The 22,447-nt window shown below is 68.7% G+C and carries 22 protein-coding genes and 1 tRNA gene; 13 read left to right on the top strand and 10 right to left on the bottom strand.

Translation table 11 applies throughout. The features are described from left to right. The first annotated feature begins 31 nt into the window (after positions 1-31). Positions 32-733, top strand: a complete 702-nt coding sequence (locus NL115_RS11900; RefSeq protein WP_254829580.1) for a DUF8127 domain-containing protein — start codon at positions 32-34, stop codon at positions 731-733. Positions 734-745: 12 nt separating this feature from the next. Here the strand turns inward: NL115_RS11900 and NL115_RS11895 are convergent, their stop codons facing one another. The 3 genes from NL115_RS11895 to NL115_RS11885 form a co-directional block, all read right to left on the bottom strand. Further along, positions 746-2,023, bottom strand: coding sequence for an adenosylhomocysteinase (locus tag NL115_RS11895; RefSeq protein ID WP_254829579.1), 1,278 nt, complete (start codon positions 2,021-2,023; stop codon positions 746-748). Between the two features lie 115 nt (positions 2,024-2,138). After that, positions 2,139-3,686 carry a phage tail protein gene (locus NL115_RS11890; RefSeq protein ID WP_254829578.1) on the bottom strand — a complete coding sequence of 516 codons (1,548 nt, stop codon included), beginning with the start codon at positions 3,684-3,686 and terminating at the stop codon, positions 2,139-2,141. Between the two features lie 163 nt (positions 3,687-3,849). Next, positions 3,850-5,187 (bottom strand): amidohydrolase, encoded by a 1,338-nt coding sequence (locus NL115_RS11885; protein WP_254829577.1) that lies wholly within the window; start codon positions 5,185-5,187, stop codon positions 3,850-3,852. An 898-nt stretch (positions 5,188-6,085) separates the two neighbouring features. Here NL115_RS11885 and msrA point away from each other — a divergent pair. Further along, positions 6,086-6,679: a peptide-methionine (S)-S-oxide reductase MsrA gene (msrA, locus tag NL115_RS11880; RefSeq protein WP_254829576.1), complete on the top strand. Its 594-nt coding sequence runs from the start codon at positions 6,086-6,088 to the stop codon at positions 6,677-6,679. A 9-nt stretch (positions 6,680-6,688) separates the two neighbouring features. Here the strand turns inward: msrA and NL115_RS11875 are convergent, their stop codons facing one another. Together NL115_RS11875 and NL115_RS11870 are read right to left on the bottom strand one after the other, a co-directional pair. Then, complete coding sequence (locus tag NL115_RS11875) at positions 6,689-7,144, bottom strand: Ig-like domain-containing protein (protein ID WP_254829575.1); 456 nt, start codon at positions 7,142-7,144, stop codon at positions 6,689-6,691. A 43-nt stretch (positions 7,145-7,187) separates the two neighbouring features. After that, positions 7,188-7,682, bottom strand: a complete 495-nt coding sequence (locus NL115_RS11870; RefSeq protein ID WP_254829574.1) for a hypothetical protein — start codon at positions 7,680-7,682, stop codon at positions 7,188-7,190. A 90-nt stretch (positions 7,683-7,772) separates the two neighbouring features. Here NL115_RS11870 and NL115_RS11865 point away from each other — a divergent pair, with 90 nt between their 5' ends. Continuing rightward, positions 7,773-9,065, top strand: coding sequence for a glycosyltransferase family 87 protein (locus NL115_RS11865; RefSeq protein ID WP_254829573.1), 1,293 nt, complete (start codon positions 7,773-7,775; stop codon positions 9,063-9,065). A 12-nt stretch (positions 9,066-9,077) separates the two neighbouring features. On the opposite strand, the gene NL115_RS11860 is transcribed toward NL115_RS11865, so the two are convergent. Together NL115_RS11860 and NL115_RS11855 are read right to left on the bottom strand one after the other, a co-directional pair. Next, the gene (locus NL115_RS11860) at positions 9,078-10,472 is read right to left on the bottom strand and encodes a signal recognition particle protein Srp54 (protein ID WP_254829572.1); all 1,395 of its coding nucleotides are present in this window, start codon (positions 10,470-10,472) and stop codon (positions 9,078-9,080) included. 63 nt (positions 10,473-10,535) lie between these two features. Next, a complete protein-coding gene (locus tag NL115_RS11855; RefSeq protein WP_254829571.1) occupies positions 10,536-11,027 on the bottom strand; it encodes a hypothetical protein in 492 nt (163 codons plus the stop codon). 245 nt (positions 11,028-11,272) lie between these two features. Between NL115_RS11855 and cdd the strand changes: the two genes are divergently transcribed. Further along, entirely contained in the window at positions 11,273-11,686 is a 414-nt protein-coding gene (gene cdd / locus NL115_RS11850; RefSeq protein ID WP_254829570.1) for a cytidine deaminase, read from the top strand. 8 nt (positions 11,687-11,694) lie between these two features. Here cdd and NL115_RS11845 read toward each other — a convergent pair whose 3' ends face one another. From NL115_RS11845 to NL115_RS11835, 3 genes are all read right to left on the bottom strand, one after another. Then, on the bottom strand, positions 11,695-12,090 hold the full coding sequence (locus NL115_RS11845; RefSeq protein WP_254829569.1) for a hypothetical protein: 396 nt from the start codon (positions 12,088-12,090) through the stop codon (positions 11,695-11,697). Positions 12,091-12,313: 223 nt separating this feature from the next. Further along, positions 12,314-12,388 (bottom strand) — tRNA-Arg (locus NL115_RS11840). A 63-nt stretch (positions 12,389-12,451) separates the two neighbouring features. After that, the gene (locus tag NL115_RS11835; protein ID WP_254829568.1) at positions 12,452-13,693 is read right to left on the bottom strand and encodes an aminotransferase class V-fold PLP-dependent enzyme; all 1,242 of its coding nucleotides are present in this window, start codon (positions 13,691-13,693) and stop codon (positions 12,452-12,454) included. A gap of 147 nt (positions 13,694-13,840) precedes the next feature. Between NL115_RS11835 and NL115_RS11830 the strand changes: the two genes are divergently transcribed. The 9 genes from NL115_RS11830 (at position 13,841) to NL115_RS11790 (ending at position 22,425) form a co-directional block, all read left to right on the top strand. Continuing rightward, positions 13,841-14,266, top strand: coding sequence for a NusA-like transcription termination signal-binding factor (locus NL115_RS11830; RefSeq protein ID WP_254829567.1), 426 nt, complete (start codon positions 13,841-13,843; stop codon positions 14,264-14,266). A 190-nt stretch (positions 14,267-14,456) separates the two neighbouring features. Further along, the gene (locus NL115_RS11825; RefSeq protein WP_254829566.1) at positions 14,457-15,365 is read left to right on the top strand and encodes a hypothetical protein; all 909 of its coding nucleotides are present in this window, start codon (positions 14,457-14,459) and stop codon (positions 15,363-15,365) included. Positions 15,366-15,503: 138 nt separating this feature from the next. Beyond that, a complete protein-coding gene (locus tag NL115_RS11820) occupies positions 15,504-15,932 on the top strand; it encodes a 30S ribosomal protein S12 (protein ID WP_178289723.1) in 429 nt (142 codons plus the stop codon). Further along, complete coding sequence (locus NL115_RS11815; protein ID WP_254829565.1) at positions 15,932-16,543, top strand: 30S ribosomal protein S7; 612 nt, start codon at positions 15,932-15,934, stop codon at positions 16,541-16,543. Before NL115_RS11820 ends, NL115_RS11815 begins: the two co-directional genes overlap by 1 nt. 387 nt (positions 16,544-16,930) lie before the next feature. Continuing rightward, entirely contained in the window at positions 16,931-17,503 is a 573-nt protein-coding gene (locus tag NL115_RS11810) for a hypothetical protein (RefSeq protein WP_254829564.1), read from the top strand. 51 nt (positions 17,504-17,554) lie between these two features. Further along, positions 17,555-18,487, top strand: coding sequence for a lipoyl synthase (gene lipA, locus NL115_RS11805; RefSeq protein WP_254829563.1), 933 nt, complete (start codon positions 17,555-17,557; stop codon positions 18,485-18,487). Positions 18,488-18,713: 226 nt separating this feature from the next. Continuing rightward, positions 18,714-19,817 (top strand): pyruvate dehydrogenase (acetyl-transferring) E1 component subunit alpha, encoded by a 1,104-nt coding sequence (pdhA, locus tag NL115_RS11800; RefSeq protein ID WP_254829562.1) that lies wholly within the window; start codon positions 18,714-18,716, stop codon positions 19,815-19,817. After that, on the top strand, positions 19,814-20,827 hold the full coding sequence (locus tag NL115_RS11795; protein WP_254829561.1) for an alpha-ketoacid dehydrogenase subunit beta: 1,014 nt from the start codon (positions 19,814-19,816) through the stop codon (positions 20,825-20,827). Before pdhA ends, NL115_RS11795 begins: the two co-directional genes overlap by 4 nt. 2 nt (positions 20,828-20,829) lie before the next feature. Continuing rightward, entirely contained in the window at positions 20,830-22,425 is a 1,596-nt protein-coding gene (locus NL115_RS11790) for a dihydrolipoamide acetyltransferase family protein (RefSeq protein WP_254829560.1), read from the top strand. Positions 22,426-22,447 lie beyond the last annotated feature (22 nt).

Genomic DNA, 22,447 nt, shown 5'->3' with positions numbered 1-22,447 from the left:
GCACTTACCAGCGGCGTCACTGGCCGGGGACGTGCATCGGTACGCCCGTCCCGCGCTGCTGGTGCTGCTCGGACTCGCCCTGCTCGCCAACGGCGCGTGGGCCTACCCCGAGGAGGTGTCCGGACAGGAGGTCCGCGAGTACGAGGCCGCACAGGAACCGCTGTCCCCGGAACGGTGGGAGAGCGACACGTCCTATCTGGACTGCCGGTCCGGGGAGACACGGACCTGTGCGGTCGCGCGCCACATCGCCGCCGACGGCCCCATCCGGGTCAGGGATGGCACCGACCTCGACCCGCCGCTCGACGGGACGGAATACGTCCGGCTACAACCCGACCGGACGACCACCCGATACTACCGGACCACCGAGCGGCTGGAGAACGAGAGCGTCGTACTCGACCTCGAACGGGTCGAGTGGGGGACCGTGCTGCGGGCACTGGCGGTCCCCTACGACGAGGCACCCGAGACGGCACGGACCGCCGTCGACAGGGGGAGCGTGACGGTCCCCGTGCCCGAGGACCCTGGACCGACCGAGTCGGCCCTCCCGCTCAGGATGGGCGTCGTGAAGAACGGGACGATGTACGAGGTGCGTCGCGTCTCGGAACGGACCCGGATTACCGGGTGGGGCTGGAAGGAGCCCGGATTCCTCGTCGTCCTCGGTATCCGGTACGCGGGCTGGGTCGGCGGAGCCGTTCTCCTGGTGCGGGGTGGGCGGGCCGTCGAACGTGCCGGATAGGGTGGGCCACTCTCAGGTCCCGTGGTCCCAGGAGCCCATGTACTCCTCCTGGTCGGCGCTCAGCGCGTCGATATCGATACCCTCGGCGTCGAGTTTGACCTCCGCGACCTCGCGGTCCAGGTCATCGGGCACCTCGTGGACGCCCGCGCCGTAGTCGTCGGGGTTCTCGACGAGTTCGCGCACGCAGACCGCCTGTACGCCGAACGATTGGTCCATCACCTCGACCGGGTGCCCGAGCGCGATGGGCGAGGCGAGGTTGACGAGTCGCCCCTCCGCGAGGACGTTGATGTGCCGGCCGTCGGGGAGCTGGTACGCCTCGACGCCGTCGCGGACCTCTTCGTGCGAGTCGGCCATCTCCTCGAGCTGGTCGAGGTTGATCTCCACGTCGAAGTGCCCGGCGTTGGCGAGCACGACGCCGTCCTGCATCTCCCGGAAGTCCTCGCGAGTGATGACGTCGCGGTTGCCCGTGGTCGTGACGAAGATGTCGCCCTCGGCGGCGGCCTCGCGCATCGGCAGGACCTCGTAGCCCTCCATGTGCGCCTCCAGCGCGCGCCGGGGGTCGACCTCCGTGACGACGACGTGGGCGTTCTGTCCGGCGGCCTTCTTCGCGACGCCGCGGCCGCAGTAGCCGTAGCCGGCGACGACGACCGTCTTCCCGGCGAACGAGAGGTTCGTCGTCATCGAGATGTTCGACAGCGAGGCCTCGCCCGTGCCGTGGACGTTGTCGAACAGCCGCTTCATCGGCGTGTCGTTGACGGCGAACATCGGGTAGTCGAGCGCGCCGTCCTCGGCCATCGCGCGGAGCCGGTGGACGCCGGTGGTCGTCTCCTCGCAGCCGCCGACGATGCTCTCGATGAGGTGCGGGTGCTCCTCGTGGATGCGGAAGACGAGGTCCCCACCGTCGTCGACGGTGATGGTCGGCTCGTGGCCGATGACGGCCTCCATCGCCTCGTAGTACGCCTCGTCGTCCACGCCGCGCTCGGCGTAGGAGGTGATGGAGTCGTGCGCGTCGAGCGCGACGCTCACGTCGTCGTGCGTCGAGAGCGGGTTGCAGCCAGTGATGGCGACCTCGGCGCCCGCCTCGGCGAGCGTCTCGGTCAGGACCGCGGTCTTCGCCTCGACGTGCATGGCCATCCCGACCACCTCGCCGTCGAGGGGCTGCTCGTCGCGGAACTCCTCGCGCAGCGACTCCAGGATGGGCATGTGCTGGCGTGCCCACGCCATCTTCTGTCGGCCGGATTCGCGGGCCGCGTCGGGGTCCTCGACCCGGGCGGTGATGGACTCGGTCATGCCCGAGCGGACGGGAAGCGGCCGGAAAACGCTACCGAACCCCGGCGCAGCGCGGCCGCTGGCGGGGCGAGAACGGGAATCAGGAAGTGGGGGTCGCGAGGGAACCGTTCAGCGTCTACTGGCCGGGCGCGTCGCCGCTGTTGCCGGGCGCGGAGTCGTCGTTCTCCGCATCGTCGGCACCGTCGTCGCCGTCCTCGGTGTCGGCGTCATCGTCCTCTTCGGTCTCTTCCTCGTCCGCTTCTTCGGTCTCCGTCTCTTCTTCGGTCTCTTCCTCGTCCGTGTCGTCATCGTCAGCCCGGTCCGGGCCGCGGTCCTCCGGCGGGCCACGCTCCTTGTCCTCGTCGGGGCCGCGGTCCTCCGGCGGGCCGCGCTCGCGGTCGGTCTCGTTGCCGTCGTCGTCACCGGTCACGAACGCCGGCGGGCCGCGGTCGTCGGTCTCGTTCCCACCGTCGCCGAAGACGAAGGCCGGCGGGCCGTTGCCCTGGCCGGGGTTGGTAGCGGTCACGAACGCTGCGACCTGCAGCCCGATGTTCTGGGACTGGGTCTCGTTCGCGTCCGTGCGCTGCTGGACAAGCTCGGCGACGAACGCGGAGACAGTCTGCCCGAACGGACCGTCGGACTCGTTGCCGGTGTCGGTCTCGTTCTCCGTCCCCACCTCCGTCTCGAAGGTCACCTGTTCGCCGGTGACAGTCGTGTCGTTGGCCTGGGCCTGTGCCACGTAGACGTACGCGGTGTCGTTCTGAAGGCCCGAGACCGCCGCGCTGAACGTACCCGGCGAATCGAGTTCGACATCGGTCGTGTTCGTCGAGTTGGCACGGTCTCCCTCGACCCAGTACTCGAAGGCGACCGTGGCGTTCTCGGCGCCGCCGATTCCGGTCAGATCACCGTTGAGCGTCGCCGAGTCGTTCGTCAGGTCGCTGGCGTCGAGCGTTTCGACACCGAGCGACTCCTCGGTCTCGCCTGTCGTGAAGGTGCTCTCGTTCCCGCTGTCCTCGGCGGTTTCGTCACCACGCTCGGCCTCCGCGAGCGCGACGTAGCTGTACGTCGTATTCGCGTCGAGGCCGCTCACGGCCACGGAGAAGTCCCCCTCGGACTGCTCGCCGGCCTGAACGACCGTCGTGGTCGTCCGGTCACCCTGCACCCAGTATCGCACGGCCACGGAGGCGTTCTCCGTCCCGCTCACGTGGGTGAGGTTGCCAGCCAGCGTCGCGTTGCGCTCGGTGACGTTCGTCGCGGCACCGGTCTCGACGCTCACCGAGAGCGTCTCCAGCGTCGTGAACGTCTCCTGACTGCCGGTGGCGGCACTGCCGTTCGCCTCGGCCTTGGCCACGTACACGTACGTCGTGTTCGCGCTGAGGCCCGTGACCTCGGCATCGAACGTCCCCGGACCGGTCAGTTCGCCGACCTCCACGGTCGTCGAGTTCGCCTGGTCACCCTGCATCCAGTACTCGAACGAGACCGTGGCGTTCGAGTTGTTCAGCTCCGTCACGTTACCGTTCAGCCTGGCGCTGTCGGCGGACACGTCCGCCGCTGCATCCGTATCGACGCTGACCTGCGCATTCGCCGCTGTCGCTGTCGCCGCCAGTGCCCCCGGCGCGAACGCCGAGCACATCAGCAGCGAGGCCAGCAGCACCGCGAACAGTTTCCTTCTGGTCTGGGTCATCTCACTCGCAGTCGAGGGGCTATCCCTTCATAAACCGTGTTCGACGTTCGTACCGTTCAGGCCGTTCAAACGATGGAGACCAAGCAGCCCGAGAGCGGCTCAGAGGCCCCCATACTGTTCAATAGCACATCTAAATCGGTAAGAGTGTCGGCCGGAGATCCCGTCAGTCGCCGCCGGATTCGGCCCGGTCGGCCGCCTCCCGAGCACGGCGCTCGGCCGCACGTCTCGTCGCCGCCGCATCGAGCGTCAGCACCTCGCGGTCGCGCATCAGCACGCGCCCGTCGCAGACCGTGTGGCGCACGTCGCTCGCGCTCGCCGCGTACGAGAGGTGGCTCACGAGGTCGTGCCGGGGCGTGAGATGCGCCGCATCGAGGTCGACGACGGCGAGGTCGGCGGCCGCGCCCGGTTCGACCCGTCCACCGGGGAGCCCCAGCACCTCGGCGCCGCCCGCGGTCGCCATCTCGACGGCAGCCTCGGCGGGGACCGCACTGGCATCGTCGGCCGCGAGCTTGCCCAGCATCGCGGCGTCGCGCAGTTCGTCGAACATCGAGAGGTCGTTGTTCGAGGCCGCGCCGTCCGTCCCCAGAGCCACGGGGACGCCCGTGTCCAGCAGGTCCTGCACCGGGGCCATCCCGCTCGCGAGCTTCATGTTCGAGGCAGGGCAGTGGACCACACCCGTGCCCGTCTCCGCGAGCAGATCGATTTCGGCATCGTCGAGGTGGACGCCGTGCGCGAGGAAGTCGCCCGCCGTGCCATCGAGCAGGCCGTGCTCGTGGGCGTACGCCAGCGGTCGCTGGTCGTGCGCCTCGACGATGGGCTCGACCTCCTCGCGTGTCTCGTTGGCGTGCAGGTGGACCGGGACGCCGGCCTCGCGCGCCTTCGCGACGTACTCGTCGAGCAGGTCGGCGTCGACCGTCGTCAGCGAGTGGGGCATCAGCGCGGTCCGGACGCGGCCGTCCGCGGCGCCATCCAGGTCGCGCGCCACGTCCAGCGACTCCTCGAAATCGGCCCGCGCTGCCTCCTCGTCCTTCCCGACGGTGACGACGCCGTGGCCCAGCCGCGCGCGGAGGCCCGCCTCCGCGACCACGTCGGCGACCTGCTCCATATGGAAGTACATGTCCGCGAACGCCGTGGTTCCGGACCGGATCATCTCCAGCACGCCGAGCTGGGCGCCGGCGCGTACGTCCGCCGGTTCGAGGACGCCCTCGACGGGCCAGATGTCCTCCTGCAGCCAGGCGTCGAGTGGCTTGTCGTCGGCGTAGCCCCGGAGGAGGGTCATCGCGACGTGCGTGTGGGCGTTGACGAGTCCGGGCAGCACGAGACAGTCCTCGGCGTCGAGTGTCGCCTCGGCGTCGGGCAGGTCGTCCTCGGATGGGTCGCCGACGGCCTCGATGACGCCCGCCTCGCGGTCGACGACGACATCCGCCCGCTCGACGCTCATATCGGGTCGGAGAACGTGCCCACCGGTGATGCGGTAGGTTCCCGCCTCTGGTGTGGTCATGTGAGCGGGGTTCTCGGGTGGAGCGGGTGAATGTGGCGGATGTGAATTTTCCAAATAAACTCTATATTTCCTATGTATCTCCAAATTGGAAGGATAATTCGGCCATTATTGGTTTAAAACTCCAGCTTGGAAAGTAACAGACCTACAGCCGAGGCGACAGCCCCTTCCGAGGCACCTACGAAGCCCTCGCGCGCTCTCAGGACAGCGACAACGGAACCACCTACGAAGCCCTCGCGCTCTGGACTCGCGCGCCTCGCTGCGCTCCTCGCTCACTCGCTGCGCTCGTTCGCTGTGGTGCTTGCGTCGTCGTGCTTCGTCCAGAGCGCTCGCCCTTCGATTCCACCAGGGATGGGGACCGTGGCACGGGCGCTGCGGCCCTGCCCTTCCCCAGGTCGCACGGGTTCGCGGACAAGCCGCGAACCACGCGCTCCCGGCCCGTGGACTGTAGCGGGTCGCGCATACCCGTCAGTCGACCGGGCGCGCGCTGGCGGCTGTGCCCTCAGGGCCAGCCGCCTCTAAGCGCGCGAGGGACGAGGAGCGCAACGAGCGAAGCGAAGTGAGCACCGCAGTCGGCTGGGGAGGTATGAGGTACAGGCTAACTGACTGAGGAACGGCTCTCCTGGCGGAATCGAAGAGCGAGCGTTCTCGACCCATCCCGGGCGACGTAAGCACCGCAACGAGTGACCGAAGGGAGCGGGTGAGGAGCGCAGCGAGCCCCGGATGGTCGAGAGCGCGAGGGCTTCGTAGCCGTCCCTATTGACCTCAGAGTCATCAGGAGAGGAGTCACCAAGAGAGAGCGCGAGGGCTTCGACGCCAGACTCGTCGGTACAGGAGCCGTTTTCCGCCCCGTGTCACCCACCGAGCGGACCCTTATGCCCCTCCGACACCAAGTACGACCATGACCGAGACGGCGACGTTCGCGGGCGGGTGCTTCTGGTGCATCGAAGCGGCGATGAAGGAACTCGACGGCGTCCACGCCGCCGAATCCGGCTACACCGGCGGCCACACCGAGGACCCCAGCTATCGTGCGGTCTGCTCGGGCAGCACGGGCCACGCCGAGGCCGTACAGGTGGAGTACGACTCCGACGTCATCACGTACGAGGAACTGCTGGAGGTGTTCTTCTCCATCCACGACCCGACGACGGAGGACCGCGAGGGCCCGGACGTGGGCTCGCAGTACCGCTCGGCCGTCTACTACCACGACGACCAGCAGCAGGAACTCGTCGAGGGGTTCATCGACGCACTCGAAACGGAGGGCGTCTACGAGGGTATCGTCACGGAGGTCGAGCCCCTGGGCGAGTGGTATCGCGCCGAGGAGAAACATCAGGACTACTTCGAGAAGAACCCCAACCAGCCCTACTGCGCCGCGCAGGTCCGGCCGAAGGTCGAGAAGGTCCGCGAGAAGTTCTCGGCGAAGGTGCGCGCGGACGGGGGCGTTCCGGCGGCATCAGGCGAGTCGCTGGCCGACCGGGTGCGGCGGCTGTTCCGGTAGGGCGCTCGGCTACTCCGGCGTCGGCGTCGGAGCGTCGCACATATTCCCGTAGCTGTTGGCACCGCTGAAGATACCGACCTCCCCACCCCCACGTATCTCCGCCAGGACCGACAGCGCTGGGCCGTCACCACGTTCGAGTTCGATGTCCGCCGATTCTCCTGTCTCGGTTTCGAACGACAGCGTATAGCGACCGCGCTCGGACCCGGGCCCACATTCGACGGTGGCCAGCCCACCGAACGTCCCTTCCTCGCCGTCCGTCTCCAGTTCGAACGTCTCGGCGTACACCTGCTCGCCGGCCCGCCGGATACGGACCGACAGTTCGTGCGGAACGTCGTCGGCGTTCGACAACCTGACGGGACCCAGCCGCGGCAACGGCTCGCGCTCGGCCAGTGGATTCAGCCCCATACACCCCGTCCCAGCCGCGAGCGCCCCGGCACTCGCCAGCAGTCCCCGTCTCGATGGCACGCCCGGCACCGGGGACTGGCCGACTAAAAGCCTGGTGAACCGCTCAGTCCCCCGAGTCGTTCAGGTAGCGGAACGCCGGCTGGTTCCCGGAGTTCCGGACCGTCGCCACCTCGTCACCGTCGAGCGTGACCCGCAGCGTCTCGAACTCCGGCGGGAGCGCGGCCGAGGCGCTCACCGTGGTCCGGGGCGTGCAGTCCTCGGGGGCCTCCTTCGTCGGCGTGTCGGGGTCGGTCGTCAGCGCGAGTTCCCACCGGCCGTCGCCCGCGTCGGTGAGGTCACCGCGGACGGCGAGGTTGGGCGTGTCGTGGGTGAACGAGTAGTTCTGGAGGTAGACGGCGCGGTACTCGCCCGCGTTGGCGCTGGTCTGGCCGACCCACGCACGGGGCTCGTCACCGGTGAGACAGCCGGTCGCGGCGGTCGTTCCCATCGAGGGGACACTGACACCGGATTGTGGAGGCTGGGCCGCCTGCACGCCGACGCCACCGATGATGGCGCCGACGACGAGGCCGGCGAGGAGGACAGCGATTCGGGAATCCATGCTTTCTCTTCATCACCGGCATATATAAACGAGCGTTTGGCGCCGAGCAATGACCCAAGACATATGCCGAGATACCCCTACCCCTCGCGCATGTCCGCCCTCCAGGCCCTCCAGCGCTGCCGCCGGGAACGGCCGCGCTGGACGGCGCTCGCCGTCGCCACGCTCGCGATACTGCTGGCGTGGCCCGCCGTCGACTGGTGGCTCCGCGGCATCGAGATCGCCCCACAGTTTCGTTTCTGGGACTTCGGGGCCTACGGTAACGCCGTCAACCGCTGGCAGGCCGGCGAGCCGCTCTACGTCCGGAACGAGAACGGTGGCTTCCACGGGAGCTACCTCTACCCACCGTTCTCGGTGCTGCTGTTCTACCCGTTCGTGGCGCTGTTCGAACCCGACGTGACCCGACTCGTCTGGAGCGCCGTCTCGGTCGGAGTCATGTGGGTCGGCCTGCAGGCGCTGGTCGCCTCGCTGGGACGGTCACTCTCGGTCCCGGAGCGCCTCCTCGGCCTGCTCGCACTGCTGGGCTTCCAGCCGTTCCTGCTCGGCGTGAAGATGGGCCAGACCGTCGGTGTCACCGGCGGCCTGCTCGCGCTCGCCGGCGCCGGCGTGATGAACGACTCCGCCAGACGGCGGTTCCGTGGCGCGTGGGCGACGCTCGCGGGCGCGGCGACGGCCGGCGTCGGGCTCCTGAAGCTCCCGTTCGCCCCCGCCAGCGCCCACCTCCTCCGGAGCAAGCGCCGGTTCGCCGCCGCCATCGGCACCGGCGTCGTCCTGCTCGCCGTCTCCCTGGCCGTCTTCGGTGTCGACAGCCACCGGCTCTACGTCGACGTGCTGGCGTGGGGCGTCGAATCGGGCGGCGGCGCCCGGAACCCGGCACTCTGGCTCCCGCCGTACTACAAGCCGCTGGCGTGGCTCCCGGGGAGTATCGCCCTCAGGCTCGTCGGGAGCGCCGTCGTCGCGGGCTACGCGATGCTCGCGACCGACGCCGACCGCGAGGTGTTCGCGCTGGGCGTCGCGAGCATCCCCCTGCTCGCACCGCTCGTGTACACGTACTACTTCACGGCCGTCCTCCCGGCCGTCGTCGTGCTGCTCGCTATCGAGTTCGACCACCCGAGCGGCCGACCGGCGCTCCCGCTGGTCGGACTCCTTCTCCTCCAGTTCCACAGCTACGGGCTGAAGTTCATCGTGGACACCATCCCTCACCACGTCCCGGCGTTCGAGGCCCTCCGTCCCGCGTACTTCCTGTTCCAGCCCGGGCTCTGGGGCTGTCTCGTGCTCGCCGGCCTCGCGGCTGCCCGGACGGCCGAGCGGGTCGAGACGCCGGACTGGGTGGACGCGCGGCTGGCACGCCTCCGAACCGAGGAGAACGAGGTCGAGGCGGACTGAGCGCGGTAGGGCTCAGTCCCCGAACGGCCCCATCCCGCCCATACCGCCACCGCCGCCACCGCCGCCGCCCTGCATCTGCTTCATCATCCGCTGCATGTCGCCATCGCCCATCCCCTGGAACTGCTTGAGCATCCGGGCCATCATCTTGTGCTGTTCGAGGAGTTCGCGGACGACCTCCTCCCCCTGGCCGGAGCCGCGGGCGATGCGCTCGACCTGCGACTTGCCGATGGAGCGGGGCTGCTGGAGTTCCTCCTCGGTCATCGAGTCCATCACGACCTCGAAGTTGCGCATCCGGTCCTGGGTGACGTCCATCGCGTCGTCGGGAAGCTGGTCCATCAGCCCGCCGCCCAGCCCCGGAATCATGTCCATCACCTGGTCGAGCGGGCCCATCTTGTTCATCGCGTTCATCTGCTTGCGCATGTCGTGGAGGGTGAACTCCCCCTCCATCAGGTCCTCGGGGTCCCAGTCGTCGTCCTCCTCCCCCGTCTCCTCCATCGCGCGCTCGACGCGTTCGGTGAGCTGCTTCAGATCGCCCATCCCGAGCAGCCGAGAGATGAACCCCGACGGCTCGAACCGCTCGATGTCCTGCACCTCCTCCCCCGTACCGAGGAAGGCGATGGTGGAGTTCGTCTGGTCGACCGCGGCGAGCGCGCCACCACCCTTCGCCGTCCCGTCCAGTTTGGTGATGACGACGCCGTCGATGCCGACCGCGTCGCCGAACGCCTTCGCCTGGTCCTTCGCGCCCTGGCCGATAGCGGCGTCCAGCACGAGCAGGTTGTGGTCCGGGTTGACCTCGGCCTCGATCTCCTCCAGTTCGTCGACGAGTTCCTCGTTCAGACCGGAGCGACCGGAGGTGTCGACGATGCGGACGTCGGCGTCCTGGGTCTTCTCGAGGCCGTCTCGGGCGATCTTCACGGGGTCCTCCTCGTCGGGGTCGCCGTAGAAGTCGACCTCCGCCCGCTCGGTCATCTGCTTGGCCTGGTCGTACGCGCCCGGGCGGAAGGTGTCGGTCTGGATGACCGCCGGCCGCAGGCCCTTCTTCGAGAACCACCACGCCATCTTCGCGGCCGTCGTGGTCTTCCCCGACCCCTGGAGGCCGGCGAGGACGATGGTCTGCGGTTCGAGGGGAATCTCCGTGGAGTCGCCGACGAGTGCGACCAGTTCCTCGTAGACGATGCGGAGGATGTGGTCGCGCGCCGTGGTGCCGGCGGGTGGCTCCTCCTCCAGCGCGCGCTCCTTGATGTCGTCCGACAGCGCCTGGACCAGCGCGATGTCGACGTCGGCCTGGATGAGCGCCCGCTGGATCTCCTTGACGATCTCCTCGACGTCCTCCTCGCTCAGACGGGACTGCCCCCGGAGCTTCTCGAGGGAGCCGCGCAGCGAGGAGCCGAGATTGTCGAGTACCATTTACACGGGATAATCGGTCGGGACGCTAAACGCTTTCCGTGGCGTCCGCGCTCGCGGCGGGGCTCAATCGCTCCCGCTCGGCGTCGAGTCGTGGCCGGCTGGCGCGTCGCCGTCGCCGTCCGGGTCCGGGTCAGTTTCCGCGTGCTCCGCCTCCTGGGCCGTGTCCGCCTCCCCCGCTTCCTCCCCGTCGCCGGCGTCCTCGCTGTCCGGGTCCGTCGCGTCGGCCGACTCACCAGAGACGGCCGCGTCGGCCGGGGGACGCTCGCCGGCCGTCCCGTTGTCGGGGGCCGTCTCCTCGTCGGACTCGATCTCGGGCTCTCTCCGGTCGCCCGCGAGCGATTCGACGGAGCGACCGTGGCGGGCGACCCGCTCGGCGACGACGAACTTCCGCGTCCGGTCGAGGCCCGCCCAGTCGAGCCCCTCGGGTGGGTCGGCCTCGAACGCCTCGTACTGGTCGACCACCCGCTGGTTGACGTGTCGCTCGAACTCGCCGCAGACATCGCAGCTCCGCGTGAGGTGGGAGACATCGTACGACCGGGTGACGGTGCCTTCCATGCAGTTCAGACACCGGTACGTTCGAGAGACTGGCACTACCACCCCCTTCGGGCCCGAGGGGGTAATACCTACGGACTGGCGCAGGGACCGTCGCCCGAGAACGTTTTCAGCCTACACCACATGTTGGTCGGAAGAATGGAGTAGAATCCCCATATCTCCATATTTCGTTGATTCTTTCTCTCTCACCGGTCGGTCCGCTCTTCCGCCGCCGTGCAGTTGAAGCGGTCCCCCGACGAGACGCCGGTATGACCACCGACGACGAACTCGTTGCCCGGGCGCGTGAGGCATGCGACCGGGCGTACGCCCCCTACTCGGGGTACGACGTGGGCGCTGCGCTCCGTACCCGTGACGGCACAGTCTTCCGTGGCTGCAACGTCGAGATGGTCACGTTCACCAACACCATCCACGCCGAGAGCGGCGCGCTCGGTGCCGCCGTCGCGGCAGGACACCGCGAGTTCGACGCCGTCGCCGTCTCCTCGGCGGAGCGCGACGGCGTCACGCCCTGTGGACTCTGCCGGCAGACGCTCGCCGAGCTCTGCGACGACGACCTCCGGGTGCTCTGTGACGTGGGCGATGGCATCGAAGAGTGGACGCTCGGCGAGCTCCTGCCGGGCGCGATGTCCGGCGACGAGGTCCCCACGGACGAGGACAGCGAATAGACCCGCCGTCAGCCGACCTGCACCGCGAAGACGATCTGCTCGTGGACGATGACGTGGAGGGGCTGGCCGGCGTCCTGCCACGAGTGGGTCTCGCTGTAGGGCGAGTCGGCGAACTCGCCGGTCATCGTGACCTCGACATCGTAATCGGCGTTCATCAGCACCTCGTTGTTGATGGTCTCTCGCGTGTTCGGCGCCAGCTCGAAGCTGGTATCGATCCGTGGCTCGTCGTCGCCGTCCTGCGTGACCAGCACCGCGACGCTGCGCTGGTCGGGCGCCTCGTTGTGGAGGACGATGTCGGTCGCGCCGCGCGACGTGACCGTCCCGAAGGCGGAACAACCGGCGGACACGCCGAGGCCGACCGTGGCGATGCTACCGAGGAGGGACCGGCGGGAGGCTGGAGACACGGCCGGGCGTGGGCTTCGGGCCGGCAAGTGTCTTCCGCCGGGCCCGCGGCTCGCCACGTCATTATCGCCGCTTCGTTCGCAGCTGACGAGCGCCAGCGACGAGTGAACGAGCGCGGTGGGATTCGAACCGGAGGAAGACGTGCTCGCTCACTGCTTCGCTCCGCGCGACTTCCAGGGTTCGAATCCCACGGGCGTCGCTACTCCTCGCGTTGCTCGGAGATAGCGAGCGCGGTGGGATTCGAACCCACGACCATCGGATTAGAAGTCCGACGCTCTATCCGAGCTGAGCTACGCGCCCTCGGGCCGAGGAACGGCCGCCTCGCGCAAAAGCGGTACGGGTTCGGGGCGGGAGTGGCCCCGTTCAGGCGAACAGCTGCCGGGCCTCGTCGATCGCCTCCACGAGCGCGTCGACCTCCTCGCGGGTGTTGTAGAGGTAGAACGAGGCTCGCGCGGACGCAGCCGTGCCCAGCACGTCGTGGAGCGGCTGGGTACAGTGGTCGCCAGCGCGGATGGCGACGGCGTAGTCGTTGAGGATGCTGGAGAGGTCGTGGGCGTGGGTGGTCTCGAGGTTGAACGCGACGAGCCCGGCGCGGTCGTCACCCGGCGGCCCGTACACCTCGACATCGTCCCACTCGGTCAGGCGGTCGTAGGCGTACTCCGCGAGCTGTTGCCCATGGCGGTGGATGCGTTCGAGGCCGATGTCGTCGAGGTAGTCACACGCCTCGGCGAAGGCGATGCCGTCGGCGATGTTGGGGGTGCCGGCCTCGAACTTCCAGGGGAGTTCGTTCCACTGCGAGTCCTCGAAGGTGACCTTGAGAATCATGTCGCCGCCGTAGCTGTACGGCTCCATCTCCTCGAGGATATGCTCCTTGCCGTACAGCGCGCCGATACCCGTGGGGCCACACATCTTGTGCCCGGAGAACGCGAAGAAGTCACAGTCCATGGCCTCCACGTCGACCGGCTGGTGGGGGACCGACTGGGCGCCATCGACGAAGATGAGCGAGTCGTGGTCGTGGGCGATGTCCGCGAGTTCCGACACCGGGTTCACGGTCCCGAGCGTGTTGGAGACGTGGACGACGCTCACCATCTCCGTGTCGTCGGTGATGAGCTCCGCGGCGGCCTCCATATCGAGGTAGCCCTCGTCGGTGATGGGGATGTACTTGCACTCGGCGCCCGTCAGCTTCGCGATCTGCTGCCACGTCACCAGTGAGGCGTGATGCTCCATCTCCGTCAGCACCACCTCATCGCCGGGACCGAGTTCGTTGAGCCCCCAGGCGTAGCCGACGGTGTTCATGGCCTCCGTCGTGTTCCCTGTGAAGACGATCTCCTCGCGGCCGTCGGCGCCGACGAACTCCGCGACCCGGTCGTGGGCCTCCTCGTAAGCGATGGAGGCCTCCTGGGAGAGCTGGTGGATGCCGCGGTGGACGTTGGCGTTGTACTCGCGGTAGTAGTCGCTGATGGCGTCGATGACGCGCTCGGGCGTCTGCGAGGTGGCCGCGTTGTCGAGGTAGACGAGCTGCTGGCCGTCGATCTCACGCTCCAGGATGGGGAAGTCCGCCCGGATGCGCTCGACGTCCAGCGGGGTAACGTCCTGCGTTGCCATTAGGGGAACCTAGCGACGGACGTAGGTCACTTCTTCGGTGCATCGTGCCGGCTGCTAGTCGAATCCGGCATCACGGCCCCGTCGAACCGGTCGACTCGCCCGGGTCAGGACGGCGAACTTATCCGCGCTCCTGTCGAACAGCGAGGTATGCGGGTCACGCTGTCGGACGAGGCACGTCGGCTGGTCGCGCTGTTCGAGGACGAAACCGACGTGGCGGCCCGGGACTGCCTCGTCGACGACGAGTTCGACCGCGTGGTGTTCGTCGTGCCGGCCGGCGAGATGGGGAAGGCCATCGGTCCGGACGGCAAGCACGTCAAGCGGATGGAGCGCCAGCTGGACCGCGACGTGGAGCTGGTCGAGGGGGCCGACCGGGCCGCCGACTTCGTGGCGAACGCGCTCGCCCCCGCCGCCGTCTACAACGTGACCGTCAGCGAGAACGGCGACCGTATCGCGTACGCCGAGGTCGACTCGGCCGACCGCGGGGTCGCCATCGGCACCGAGGGCCGGACTATCCGGCGGGCCCGAGAACTGGCCCAGCGACACTTCGATATCGACGATATCGAGTTGACCTGAGCGCGCGGACCGCCCCAACCCAACACTTGCTTTCCGTCCGTTCAATCCAGAATCAGGTCTCGGCCGGCCTCGGCGGCGAGGAGGCGACGGCCGTCCCCGGTGACAACTGAGGTCGCAGCGCGACGCAACAGTGGATAGCCGGCCCTTCTTCACCGAACGCTCAAGTACTCGCGGCCACCGTGAGGGAGTAATGGAGACGGGTATCACGGTGCTCTGCGTGGATGGCGGGCCCACAGCGGAGGCGACCGGGCTGGCACTGGAGATGCGCGCGGACGGGGTGGACGTGCTCGACGCCTCGAACCCGCGGGTCGCGACCGCGACGCTGGAGCGCGAGGGCATCGACGTCCTCGTCTTCGAGCCAGGGGTGGGACAGGACGACGAGTGGGACGAGACCCTCCGGACCGCGGCCGAGCGTGACGTGACGGTCATCGCCTTCTCCGCGGGCCGGCCGGCGCTCGCCGACCGGCCGGAGGTGGCCGGCCACGTCGACAAGTCACAGCCCGACCAGTTCGAGCGGCTGGCCGACCGGGTTCTGGAGGCCATCCGACCCGATGAGGCCGACTATCCCCTGTCCGAGGCCGAGGAGGAGCGTTCGGTGACGGCCGACCGGTACGGGATGGCCCCCCTGCTGGCGCGGCCCAGTCTGGAGCGGCTCTGCCGGCTGACCGCCGAGACGCTCGGCGTATCGGCGGCGCTGCTCGGACTCGTGGACCGCACCCGCTACCAGGCGCTCGCAGCCTACGGTACGCCGGACGTGACCCAGCCCCGGCGCGAGAGCCTCTGTGCCCGAACGTTCCTGGAGCCGGGCGTGGCCTGTATCCCGGACCTGAAGAATCACGAGTGGGGTGGGTTCGCGCCCGGCGACGACTTCCGCTGGTACGCGAGTGCGCGCCTGGTCGCCCCGGACGGCCACCCCGTCGGCACGCTCGCGGTGTACGACGAGTCGCGCTCGGCGCCGCTGTCGGACGGCGAGCAGTGGCGGCTCTCAGCGCTGGCCGACGAGGCGATGGAACAACTCGAACTCCGCCGGCTCATCGCCCGCCCGCAGGACCCGGACACGTACATCTCCACCGAGAACGAGCTCACGCTGGATGAGTGAGCACCCCGGCGTGGCGACGGCGGTCAGGTGGCGACAGCCGGATGGCGGCGGTCGAATGCCCGCCCCCACGTGAGAACCTCACGCGGCGGCGAACGAAAAGGGACGCTTAAGTCCCTCCATCAGAAACAGACGTGCACTATGGCGAACGGCAAGTACGCCGCGCGTAAGCTGAAGAAGGACCGCCAGAAGCACCGGTGGTCCGACTCGGATTACGCACGGCGGGCACGCGGGCTGGGCAAGAAGTCCGACCCGCTCGAAGGCGCCCCGCAGGGTCGTGGTATCGTACTGGAGAAGGTGGGCATCGAGGCGAAGCAGCCCAACTCGGCCATCCGGAAGTGTGTCCGGGTCCAGCTCATCAAGAACGGGAAGCAGGTCACCGCGTTCTGTCCCGGTGACGGTGCCATCTCGTTCATCGACGAGCACGACGAGGTCACCATCGCCGGCATCGGCGGCGCGAAGGGCCGCGCGATGGGCGACCTCTCCGGTGTCAACTACAAGGTCGAGAAGGTGAACGGCGTCTCCCTGATCGAACTCGTCCGCGGGAACGCGGAGAAACCCGTCCGATAATGAGCACGGAACAGCCTGACCCCGACGCACCCGCCGACACCGACGACGAGCGCATCTCCGCGAAGCTGTTCGAGCGCTACTCCGTCGACGACATCGAGTACGACGACCCCTCGACACGACGCTACATCACCGTCACACCGGTCGCGCACACGATGGGCCGTCACGCGAACAAGCAGTTCAAGAAGTCCGAGATATCCGTCGTCGAGCGGCTCATCAACCGCCTGATGCAGACCGACGAGAACACGGGCAAAAAGCAGATGGCGACCCAGATCGTCCGCGACGCGTTCGACACCATCGAGAGCCGCACCGAGGAGAACCCGGTGCAGGTGCTCGTCACGGCCGTCGAGAACAGCGGTCCCCGCGAGGAGACCGTCCGCCTGAAGTACGGTGGCATCTCCGTCCCGAAGGCCGTCGACGTGGCCCCGCAGCGCCGCGTCGACCAGGCCCTGAAGTTCATCGCCCAGGGCGTCAAGCAGAACTCCTACAAGACGAAGACCACGGCCGCCGAAGCCCTCGCCCAGCAGCTCATCGGCGCCGCCGACTACGACCTGCAGACGTACGCCATCTCCCAGAAGGAAGAGAAGGAGCGCGTCGCCGCTGCAGCTCGGTAATCCGTCGTATATCCCTTCTATCCCCCCATTTTTTCGAGCAGAGTCATCTTTTCGCCATCAGAGCGACTATCTCGGACGTAATCGCGAGGGCGACTTCGCCAGCAGTCACGGCGACGACGGAGGCCCGTCGAATGCCCCCGCCCGCTCGCCCCGCCGATGGCGGCCCCGCTCGATTCCGCCCCGTTGCTTGTCCGGTCGCTCCGCTCGCGCCCTCACCGGGGCGCGCGCTTCCTGGTCTCGGCCCCGGCTGGCGCGCGAGGCGGGAGGGTGTACGGTGGTGTCGGCGGTGGAGGGGCCGCGCTCTCGACCCCCATATCACGTCCTGGCCCTCCGGTCGGACTTGCCGGGGGACGGCCACCTTATCGGCCGAGTCCCCAACCGCCGGGTATGTCACTCTCCGAGCCGCTGCTCGAGGAAGCCGGCGGTCGAAGCGAGTACCTCCACCCACGGGGACTGGTGCTGCTGGCCGAGCGGTACGTCCCCGACGAGGCGAGCGCGCCGGGTGTCGAACACTCGACCGTCGTCGAGCACGTCACGGCCCTCGCGGAGCGTGACAGCCACGTCGACGGGGCGTCGTTCCGCGACGCGCTGACGGAGGCCACCGTCGAGTCGGAGGAATGGGTGGACGACACCACCGTCTACGCGCTCGGCAGCGGCCGACTGAGCGCGTATCCCCCGGCGTGGCACGACGCGTTGGGCGGGTCACGCGACCTCGTGGTGATGGTTCGGTACCTCACGGACGCCGACTTCGAGGGCGTCGCGGCGTGGGCCGACAGGACGGTCCCGGAGGACGACCTGCTGGACGTGGCGGCCGCAGTCGGCGGGTTCGACCGCGAGGCGGCGAAGGCGGAACTAGAGCGCCTGCGCGACGAGGGGCGGCTGGTCGAGGACGCCGACCAGCACCCCGACGCCGGGGTCTACCCCCCGGAGGCCGACCAGGAGTCCGACGTGAAGGGGTGAGGGCCGCCCCAACCACAGGTCTTTCACCGACCCACACCAACCAGCCACGTAATGAGCGGCGCGCGCAAGCCCGACTGGTTGAAGATGCGGCCGCCGTCGGGCGAGCGGTTCACGGAGATAAAATCGACCCTCCGCGAGCACGACCTCCACACCGTCTGCGAGGAGGCGTCCTGCCCGAACCTGGGCGACTGCTGGTCCGGGCGCAACGGCCCCGGCACGGCGACGTTCATGCTGCTAGGGGACCGCTGCTCGCGGGGCTGCAACTTCTGTGACGTCCAGACCGGCGGGATGGAGCCGCCGGACCCGGACGAACCCGACAACGTGGCCGACGCCGTCGCGGAGATCGGCCTGGACTACGTCGTCCTCACCTCGGTCGACCGCGACGACCTGCCCGACCAGGGCGCGGGCCACTTCGCCGACACCATCCGCGCCATCAAGGACCGCGACCCCTCCATCCTCGTCGAGGCGCTCACCCCGGACTTCCAGGGCGAGTCCGACCTCGTCCGGGAGGTAGCCGAGGCCGGCGCGGACGTGCTGGCGCACAACGTCGAGACGGTGGAGCGGCTCCAGTGGCCCGTCCGGGACCGTCGCGCGGGGTACGAGCAGTCGCTCTCGGTGCTCGAGCAGTACGCCCGCGAGTCCGACGCGTACGTGAAGACGAGCCTGATGCTCGGGGTCGGCGAGTACGACCACGAGGTGTACCGCACGCTGGGCGACCTGCGGGAAGTCGGCACGGACATCGTCACGTTCGGGCAGTACCTCCAGCCCTCGCGGTCGCACCTGGAGGTGTTCGACTACGTCCACCCCGACAAGTTCGATGTCTGGCGCGACGTGGCCGAAGAGGAGTTCGCGTTCCGCTACTGTGCCTCGGGCCCGATGGTCCGGTCGTCGTTCAAGGCGGGCGAGTTCTTCGTCGAGGCCGTCGCCCGCGAGGGCAAGAGCGTCGAGGAGGCCCGCGCGGAGGCACGGGCACGCGGGGACTGAGGGTCCCACGGCGCCGGCGCCGGGCGCGTGACCGGTCGAACTGCCGGGACGTTCCCGGGCGGCGACACGCCCCGAACGTTCACCGACCGTTCAGATAGCTCCCGTGATGTCCAACAGTTCCAGCGGTCGGAGCCGAACGTCCGTGCGTTTCGGGCAAATCTTACGTAAACTATACGGCATCGGCGGCGGCAGTCGGACCTATGCCGTACCGCAGGGTGAGACACCCATGAGCACGTTACAGCGGGACCCCCGCGAACAGGTCCAGGTCCTCGACGAGGACGGGCGCGTCCTCGACGGGGCCGAGGTCCCCGATATCGACGACGACGACCTCCTCGGGATGTACCGCGACATGAAACTGGCGCGCCACTTCGACCAGCGTGCGGTGAGCCTCCAGCGACAGGGCCGGATGGGGACCTACCCCCCGCTGTCGGGCCAAGAGGGCGCACAGGTCGGCTCGGCGTACGCCCTCGACGACGAGGACTGGGTCGTGCCCTCCTACCGCGAGCACGGCGTCGCCATGGTCCGAGGGCAGAGTCTGAGCGGGACGCTGCGCTACTGGATGGGCGACGAGCGGGGGAACAAGCTGGACGAGTTGAACATCTTCCCCGTCGCCGTGCCCATCGCGACGCAGATTCCGCACGCGACCGGGATGGCGTGGGCCTCCCGGCTGCAGGGCAACGACGAGGCGTTCATCTGCTACTTCGGCGACGGCGCGACCTCGGAGGGTGACTTCCACGAGGGGCTCAACTTCGCCGGCGTGTTCGACGCCCCCGCGATATTCTTCTGCAACAACAACCAGTGGGCCATCTCCGTGCCGCGCGAACGGCAGACCGCGGCGGAGACGCTGGCACAGAAGGCCGTCGGCTACGGCTTCGAGGGCGTCCAGGTCGACGGGATGGACCCGCTCGCGGTGTACAAGGTGACCCGCGAGGCCGTCGAGAAGGCCAAGGACCCCGACGAGGACGAACTCCGGCCGACACTCATCGAGGCGGTCCAGTACCGCTTCGGCGCGCATACGACGGCCGACGACCCCTCGGTCTACCGCGACGAGGACGAGGTCGAGCGCTGGAAGGCCAAAGACCCCATCCCCCGGCTGGAGGCATTCCTCCGCAATCAGGGGCTGCTCGACGACGAGCGCCACGCCGAGATACAGGCGGAGGTCGAGGAGGCCGTCGCGGACGCCATCGAGACGGCCGAGACGGTCGAGCGCCCCGAGCCCGAGGACATCTTCGAGCACGTCTACGCCGACCAGCCCAAGCGACTGCAGGAACAGCTCGCGTACCTCCAGCGGCTACGCGAAACGCACGGTGACGAGGTACTCCTGGAATGAGCACGCAAGACGCGGACACGGCGGGCAGCACGCAGAACCTCACCCTCGTACAGGCCGTCCGGGACGGACTGTACGGCGAGATGGAACGAGACGACTCGGTGCTGGTGATGGGCGAGGACGTCGGCCAGAACGGCGGCGTCTTCCGCGCCACGCAGGGCCTCTACGACGAGTTCGGCGACGACCGCGTCGTGGACACGCCGCTCGCGGAGGCCGGCATCGTCGGCACCGCCGTCGGGATGGCGGCCTACGGGATGCGGCCCGTGCCGGAGATCCAGTTCATGGGGTTCATCTACCCCGCGTTCGACCAGATCATCTCCCACGCCGCGCGGATGCGTACCCGCTCGCGTGGGCGGTACACGTGCCCGATGGTCGTGCGCGCGCCCTACGGCGGCGGCATCCGGGCCCCCGAGCACCACTCCGAATCCAAGGAGGCGTTCTTCGTCCACGAACCGGGACTCAAGGTGGTCATCCCCTCGACGCCGTACGACACGAAGGGCCTGCTCGCGAGCGCCATCCGGGACCCGGACCCCGTGGTCTTCCTCGAGCCGAAGCTCATCTACCGTGCCTTCCGCGAGGAGGTGCCCGACGAGACGTACACCGTCCCGCTCGGCGAGGCCGCGGTCCGGCGCGAGGGCGCCGACGTCTCCGTCTACACCTGGGGTGCGATGACCCGCCCGACGATGGAGGCGGCCGAGGACCTCGCCGAGAACGAGGGCATCGACTGTGAGGTGGTCGATCTGCGGACGCTGTCGCCGATGGACACCGACACCATCCTCGAGTCGTTCAAGAAGACCGGCCGCGCGGTCGTCGTCCACGAGGCCCCCAAGACGGGCGGTCTCGCCGGTGAAATCACGGCGACAATCCAGGAGGAGGCCCTGCTGTACCAGGAGGCACCGGTCAACCGCGTCACCGGGTTCGACGTCCCGTTCCCGCTGTACGCGCTGGAGGACTACTACCTGCCCGAGGCCGCGCGTATCGCAGACGGTATCCGGGAGACGGTGGAGTTCTGAGCATGGTCCGCGAGTTCAAACTCCCCGACGTCGGTGAGGGGCTGACCGAGGCGGAGATCGTCAGCTGGCTGGTCGAGCCCGGCGACACCGTCTCCGAGGACCAGCCCGTCGCCGAGGTCGAGACCGACAAGGCCGTCGTCGAGGTGCCCGCGCCCGTCAACGGCACCGTCCGGGAGATACTGGCCGAGGAGGGCGAGATGGTCCCCGTCGGCGAGGTCATCATCACGTTCGACGTGGAGGGCGAGCCCGTCGAGCCGATGGCGGACGAGGGCGCCGGGTCCGAACCATCCGAGACCGACGAGGTCGAGTCCGCCGGCTCCGCGGTCGACGACGCAAGCACGGACGGCGAGTCCGGCGGCGAGGTGTCGGCGAAGGGAGGCCGCGTCTTCGCAGCGCCCTCCGCACGACGGCTGGCCCGCGAACTCGGCGTCGATATCGAGACGGTCGCCGGGAGCGGGCCCGGCGGCCGCGTCACCGAGGGTGACGTGCGTGCGGCGGCCGACGCCGGCGGCGAGCCCGAGTCGGCCGCGAGCGAGAGCGACGCCGAACCCGCCGTGCGGTCGGCCACGCGGAAGGTGACCGACGAACCGGCGGCCGAGGGCGACGCCGAACCCGCACCGGCCGACGCGCACCCCGGTGGCGCGCCCGAGGCGGCCGGCCGCGACCAGACACTGGCCGCGCCAGCGACCCGGCAGGTGGCCCAGGAGGAGGGAATCGATATCGACGACGTGCCGACCGACGAGATACGGGACGGCGAACCGTTCGTCGACGCCGAGCAGGTCCGCGAGTACGCCGAGGCCCAGCGCGTCGCACAGGAGGCCGACACGCAGGCGGTCCAGCAGGAGGCTGCGGAGACGGCCACGGCCGCTGCCGCCGCCGACACGGAGACCACGCCCGAGGGCGAGGTCGAGCGGGTCCCCTACCGGGGCATCCGCCGGACCATCGGGAAGGCGATGGAGAACTCGAAGTACACCGCGCCCCACGTCACCCACCACGACACCGTCGTCGTCGACGACCTCGTGGAGACCCGCGCCCGCCTCAAGCCGAAGGCCAAGGAACGGGATATCAAGCTGACCTACATGCCCTTCATCGTGAAGGCCATCGTCGCGGCGCTGAAGGAGTACCCCGTCCTCAACTCCCAGCTGAACGAGGACGACGAGGAGATCCTCGTCAAGCACTACCACAATATCGGTATCGCCGTCGCCACCGACGCGGGCCTGATGGTCCCCGTCGTGAAGAACGCCGGCGAGAAGGACATGCTCACCATCGCCAGCGACGTCAACGAGCTGGCGAGCAAGGCACGCGACCGCTCCATCTCTCGGGAGGAGATGCAGGGCGGCACCTTCTCCATCACCAACTTCGGCGCCATCGGCGGCGAGTACGCCACGCCCATCATCAACTACCCCGAGACCGCCATCCTCGGGCTGGGCGAGCTGAAGCAGCGCCCCGTCGTGGAGGACGGTGAAGTGGTCGCGAAGCACACCATCCCCATCTCGCTGTCTATCGACCACCGTGTCATCGACGGCGCGGAGGCCGCACAGTTCGCGAACACGCTGATGGAGTATCTGCAGAACCCGGAACTACTACTCCTGGAGTAGAGCAGAGCCGATTCTTTTCATT

The sequence above is a fragment of the Haloglomus salinum genome, assembly GCF_024298825.1.
GTDB lineage: Archaea > Halobacteriota > Halobacteria > Halobacteriales > Haloarculaceae > Haloglomus > Haloglomus salinum.
Note: the sequence above shows the minus strand (reverse complement) of the source record. Positions and strands in the feature narration are given on the sequence as shown.